Here is a 5,921-nt window from a genome sequence, read left to right on the forward strand (position 1 = left end):
GCTCCGGGGGCAGCGGGGCCCACGGGCCGCCGGGCGGGGCGTACGGTCCGCCCGGCGTCGCACCCGACGGCGCGGGCCCGTGCGCGCAGGCGGCGGCGCCGAAGGCCCGGTCCACCGAGGTGCGCAGCTCGTGCACGAGCAGCCGGTGCGCGAGCTTCGCGTCCGTGAAGTCGGCCGCCCGCAGCGCGAGCCGTATCCCGTGCACGGCGTCATCGGCGAGCCGCCGGGCCTCCGTGAGCGGCGTCCCGGTCGCGGTGAGCGGGTTCCAGGCACCCGACGCCGCGTCAGTTTCCCTGTCCTCCACGGCGTCCAGGAGATGCGCGAGCCGTCCGAAGAGGCGTCCGGCCTCGGCGAGCGGTTCGGCGTTGCCGGGCCGCCCGGCGAGGACCGCGGTGTGCGCGAAGGCGGCGGCGGTCGCGGTCTCGGTGGGTTCGGTGACCGTCAGGAGGGGCGTTCCCGGCCCCGCCAGCGCCTCGATGCCGACCTGCCGGTCCACGGCGTCGACGAGGAGGGCGGTGTCGAACCCGACGTCCGAGCCGGTCCTCTCCCCGGCCCGCCCCCAGCTCGCGGCGACCCGGCGGGCGGCGAGCGCCACCGGCTTGCGGGCCAGGATCCCGTCCCCGTCGACGACATGGTCGCGCACCTTGGCCGAGGCGAGCACCAGCGAGACGGCGGCCGCGAGCCGCGCCCCCTCACCGTGCGCGACCGACGCGGTACGCATTCCGCGCAAGGGACAGGGCCCCGCCGTGCGTCGCCCGCCACCGGTCCGCTCGGCCTGAGCTTCCGTCAGAACCGATATCAGCAAACCGTCGTAGTTCGTNAGCCGCGCCCCCTCACCGTGCGCGACCGACGCGGTACGCATTCCGCGCAAGGGACAGGGCCCCGCCGTGCGTCGCCCGCCACCGGTCCGCTCGGCCTGAGCTTCCGTCAGAACCGATATCAGCAAACCGTCGTAGTTCGTGACCATCCTCGCGAACTGCCCGTGATCCTTGCGCAGCGCGAGGCACAGCCCGCACAAATGGGCCATCCACTGGGTTTTGAGGCTCTCGCCGAGCCGGTGACGGCAGGGCCTGACGATTCCGAACACGACGATCCCCCGTGATGCGTACGGCGTTGAACTGCGGTGAGCTGCGGCATCGTACCGATCGCCGCATTCACCCGTACGCACCGCCCATCACCCGTACGCCGTCAAGAATCATATTTCACTCACAGTCAGCAGCCGTTTGCGGAACGACCCTTGGGACACTTGGACTCTCGACGGATTCGCTGTGCACCAGTACCGTCACAAACCCCCCGCGCGGCGTCTATCCACTTGGCGCGACGTCCGCATCATGGATGACCATAGGGATGCGGAAAGCAGAAAAGACCGCTGTGAGAGGAGGCGTCCATGGGATCGGTACGCAAGGCAAGTGCCTGGCTTGGCCTCGTCGACGACAACGATGACGAGCGTTACTACGACGACGACTACTCCGAAGGGACCGAGCAGCCCGGGGAGGCCTGGGTCACGGACCCGAGGGTCAAGGTGGCGTCGGACGTCGCCGAGGAGAAGGGCCGCCGGATCGGCACGGTCACCCCGGACAGTTTCCGGGACGCCCGCGCCATCGGCGAGCTGTTCCGCGAAGGCGTCCCGGTCATCCTGAACCTCACGGCCATGGAGGCCGGCGACGCCAAGCGCGTCGTCGACTTCGCGGCCGGGCTGATCTTCGGCCTGCGGGGTTCGATCGAGCGCGTGTCCACCCGGGTGTTCCTGCTGACCCCCGCCAACACGGAGATCGTGAACGGCGACCCGGCCGCGCACCGCACGGACGGTTTCTTCAATCAGAGCTGAGGCAGGGCCGCTCACCGGCCCTGCCGCTGCTCGGGGGAATCAGCGGAAGGCGTCGAGTCCGGTGAGCGCCTTGCCCAGCACGAGCTGGTGCATTTCGACGGTGCCCTCATAGGTGAGGACCGACTCGAGGTTCGTCGCGTGCCGCATGACGGGGTATTCGAGCGAGATCCCGTTGGCGCCGAGGATGGTCCGGGCCGTACGGCAGATGTCGATGGCCTCGCGGACGTTGTTGAGCTTGCCGAAGCTGACCTGCTCGGGACGCAGGCGGCCGGCGTCCATGCGCCGCCCGAGGTGATGGGCGAGCAGAATCCCCTTGTGCAGCTCGACCGCCATGTCGGCCAGCTTGGCCTGGGTCAGCTGGAACCCGCCGATCGGCCGCCCGAACTGCTCCCGGGTCTTGGCGTAGTCGACCGCGGTCTCGAAGCAGGTGCGGGCCGCGCCCATGGCACCCCAGACGATGCCGTAGCGGGCGTGGGTGAGACAGCTGAGCGGGCCCTTGAGCCCTGCCCCCTCCGGCAGTACGGCGTCGGCGGGCAGGCGTACGTCGTCGAGCACGAGCTCGCTGGTGACGGAGGCGCGCAGCGACCACTTGTGCTTGATCTCCGGCGCGGAGAACCCGGGGCTGTCGGTCGGCACAACGAAGCCGCGGATCCCGTCCTCGGTCTGCGCCCACACCACGGCCACCCCGGCGACGGACCCGTTGGTGATCCACATCTTCCGGCCGTTCAGCACCCAGTCTCCCCCACTCCCGGCTCCGCTCGAGCGGGAGGTACCCCCAGCGTCGCGCTTGGCGTACGTCCGCATGGAGGCGGGGTCGGATCCGTGGTCGGGCTCGGTGAGCCCGAAGCACCCGATGACCTCACCGGAGGCCATGCGCGGGAGCCAGTCCTGCTTCTGCCCCTCGCTCCCGAACCGATGGATGGCGTACATGGCAAGGGACCCCTGCACCGACACCAGCGACCGGATCCCGGAATCGGCGGCCTCCAGCTCCAGACAGGCCAGCCCGTACTGCACGGCACTCGCACCGGCGCACCCGTACCCGCTGAGCGACATCCCGAGCGCCCCGATCTCCCCCAGCTCGCGGGCGAGCTCCCGAATCCCGGGCAGCTCCCCGCTCTCGTACCACTCGGCGACATACGGCAGCACACAATCAGCGGCCCACGCCCGCACGGTTTCCCTCACGGCGAGGTCCTCGGGCTCGAGCAGGTCGTCGATGCCGAGGGGGTCGGCGGGGTCGAACGGAGCCATGAGCAAGTCCTCTCAAACTAGCACTGCTAGTTACACGTCCGGACCCGACGTTACGACGCGGTCTCCCGCACGTCCAGAACGCCACCCGTGCACGTCGCCAGTGGGACTACTCCGCCGCCGGCTCAAGGTGATGCGCCGCAGCCGCCGACGGCGCTCCGCCCCTACAGGAGAGCTCCGCTGAAGGAACCGTCACGGGCGGTGCGTGGGTGGGAGACGTTCCGCGTCAGGCGGAGACGCGGGACTCCGCGACTTCCCGGGGGGCGGGCAGCTCCACGGTGCCGACCTCCCCGCACTGCATCACCCGCGGCAACCGCAACGCCATCACCGCCCCCAGCAGCAACAACCCCGCGCTGACGAGCAACGTCACATGCAGGCCGTGCACGAAACAGTCCCGGGCGGTCCGACGCAGGGCCACTCCGGCCGACCCCCCGAGCCGCCCGGCAACCTCGTACGCCTCGCCCAGCGAATGCCCCGCGGCCGCCGACGCCGACGCCGGAACACCCGGCACCGACGTCACCCCAGGCGCGTACGCCGCGTTCATCACGCTCCCGAGCAGCGCGATCCCGATACCCGCACCCAGCTGGTACGACGTCTCGCCGATCGCCGCCGCCCCACCCGCCTGCTCCGGCGGAGCCTCGCTCAGCATCGACTCGTACGCCCCGAAGAGTGTGGTCTCCAGGCCGAAGCCCAGCAGCAGGAACCCGACCAGCAGCAGCCCCGTGTTGTCCTCGCCGCCCATCGCCGTCAGCAGCAGCACGGCCACCGCCGTGAGACAGAAACCGCAGCTCACCATCCGACGCGGTCCGAACCGCCGGAGCATCCGCGCACCCGCGAGACCCGCCGCCATCGCGGCGATGGTCAGCGGCAGCAGCCGCAGACCGGTCTCCAGCGGAGACAGCCCGAGCACCAGCTGCAGATACTGCGCCGCGATCAGTTCGAGTCCCACCAGCGCGAGCATCGCCAGCACGATGCAGCCCACCGACGTGCTGAAGGCCGGCCGCGCGAACATCCGCAGGTCCACCAGCGGATGCGCCCGGCGCCGCTGACGCCGTACGAAGAAGACGATCAGCACCGCACCGACCACCAGCGGCACCATCGTGAACAGGCCCAGCTCCCCGCCGCCGAGCCGCTTGACGCCGAGCACCAGGCAGAACAGTCCGGCCGCCGCCATCAGCGCGCCGACCACGTCCCAGGGTCCGCGTCCGTCGCCCTTCGACTCGGGCAGCAACAACCGCCCGATCGGCAGACTGACCAGCATCAACGGAATGTTGACGAGGAAGACCGAGCCCCACCAGAAGTGCTCCAGGAGGAAACCGCCGAGCAGCGGGCCGATCGCCGCGCCGACCGCCGCGACCGCGCTCCAGATGCCGATCGCCAGCGCCCGTTCCCGTCGGTCGGGAAAGACCTGGCGGAGGATCGACAGCGTGGCGGGCATGATCATCGCGCCGCCGACGCCGAGCAGCGCCCGCGCCACGATCAGCACCTGGGCGGTGTCGGCGAGGGCGGCCATCGCGGAGGCGACGCCGAAGAGGGCGTAGCCGAGGAGCAGGACCCGTCTGCGGCCGACGCGGTCGCCGAGCGTGCCGAAGAGGATCAGGAGCGAGGCGCAGACGAGCGGATAGACGTCGACGATCCAGAGCAGCTCTATCCCGCCGGGCCTGAGGTCCTCAGTGACGGCGGGGACCGCCACGTGCAGCACGGTCGCGTCGAGCGCGACCAGGAGCAGGCTGGCACAGAGGACGACGAGGACGACCCAGCGGTTGGCACCGGCCCCGGCCGCCCGACGGCGCAACCCAGCGGCGGCCGTCATCGTCCCGGACATGTACGTACCTCCCAGATGTTCCCTCGCGTTCGGCGGGTACACAGGGTGGGGACTCCCCGTGACTCGGCCGGAGAGGAGCGGTGGTCTCCGGCCCGCGCAACGATGGCGAGTGACACGTCAGCGTACGCGAGTTCGTGCCGGTACCAAGTGGCGGACCTCTCAGTGGTTGCACGGAACGCGTGTGGCGTACACCACTCCTCTCGGAAGCGATCATGCCCCGGCCGGCCGGCCGGTTCCGTACGCCGTCGATAATCGTGCCCGTGACCGATCTTGAAACGCGCACGGCCCCGCCCGGCGCCCCGAGCCTGCGCCGGGCCGCCCCGGCCCTCCTCGGGTACGCGGCCGTACGCGCCCTGGGGCTGGTCGCGCTGGCCCTGTGGAGCGCGGCGCGCGACAAGAACGCGTTCACGCTGCTCACCGCCCGCTGGGACTCCCTGTGGTACACGAGGGTCGCCGAGCTGGGGTACGGCTACGAGGTGCGTCTGCCGAACGGCGACGTGCACTCCAACCTGGCCTTCTTCCCGTTGCTGCCGTGGCTGGAGCGGCTGGTGGCCGGGGTGACCCCGCTGTCGTACGCCGACGCGGGCTTCGTCGTCGCCCTGCTCGCCTCGCTCACGGCCGCCTGGGGGATCTTCGCGGTCGCCGATCACCTTCACGGCCGTCGGGCGGGTGTCTGCGCGGTGCTGCTGTGGGCCGTCCTCCCGGTCGGGATCGTGCAGTCGATGGCGTACAGCGAGTCGTTGTTCACGGCCCTGGCCGCCTGGTCGCTGTACGCGGTCCTGACCGGCCGCTGGGTGACGGCGGGCACCCTGGCCCTGCTGGCGGGCCTGACCCGCCCGGTGGGCCTCGCCGTCGTCGCGGCGGTGTGGGCGGCGGCGATCGCCGCTTTCGTGCGGGACCGGAGCCCGGCGGGTGATCCCTCGTCCGTGCGGGACCGGAGCCCGGCGCGACCGGACGGCGCCCCCGTGGAGGAACGCGCCTGGGGCACGCGCCGCGCCCCCGGCACGCGCCGCGCCCCCGGCA

5 protein-coding genes are annotated in these 5,921 nt (G+C 71.3%); 2 read left to right on the top strand and 3 right to left on the bottom strand.

The features are described 5' to 3' along the window. The coding region (locus ACWBNA_RS47560) for a DUF5685 family protein (protein ID WP_482710838.1) at nt 1-1,087 on the bottom strand (1,087 nt) is incomplete at its 3' end. A gap of 300 nt (nt 1,088-1,387) precedes the next feature. On the opposite strand from ACWBNA_RS47560, the gene ACWBNA_RS47565 reads away from it, so the two are divergent. Further along, nucleotides 1,388-1,828: a cell division protein SepF gene (locus ACWBNA_RS47565; RefSeq protein ID WP_383872991.1), complete on the top strand. Its 441-nt coding sequence runs from the start codon at nt 1,388-1,390 to the stop codon at nt 1,826-1,828. Between the two features lie 39 nt (nt 1,829-1,867). On the opposite strand, the gene ACWBNA_RS47570 is transcribed toward ACWBNA_RS47565, so the two are convergent. Continuing rightward, entirely contained in the window at nt 1,868-3,076 is a 1,209-nt protein-coding gene (locus ACWBNA_RS47570; protein WP_482710839.1) for an acyl-CoA dehydrogenase family protein, read from the bottom strand. A 223-nt stretch (nt 3,077-3,299) separates the two neighbouring features. Then, entirely contained in the window at nt 3,300-4,898 is a 1,599-nt protein-coding gene (locus ACWBNA_RS47575) for an MFS transporter (RefSeq protein ID WP_482710840.1), read from the bottom strand. A 260-nt stretch (nt 4,899-5,158) separates the two neighbouring features. Between ACWBNA_RS47575 and ACWBNA_RS47580 the strand changes: the two genes are divergently transcribed. Beyond that, a partial coding sequence (locus ACWBNA_RS47580) for a mannosyltransferase family protein (RefSeq protein WP_482710841.1) occupies nt 5,159-5,921 on the top strand: 763 nt, incomplete at its 3' end.

This window comes from Streptomyces sp. Q2 (genome assembly GCF_056820935.1).

What these genes read in the sequence shown, in the direction of transcription:
- ACWBNA_RS47565 (WP_383872991.1), top strand. Translation starts at nt 1,388, where the DNA reads ATGGGATCGGTACGCAAGGCAAGTGCCTGGCTTGGCCTCGTCGACGAC.
- ACWBNA_RS47570 (WP_482710839.1), bottom strand. Translation starts at nt 3,076, where the DNA reads ATGGCTCCGTTCGACCCCGCCGACCCCCTCGGCATCGACGACCTGCTC.
- ACWBNA_RS47575 (WP_482710840.1), bottom strand. Translation starts at nt 4,898, where the DNA reads ATGTCCGGGACGATGACGGCCGCCGCTGGGTTGCGCCGTCGGGCGGCC.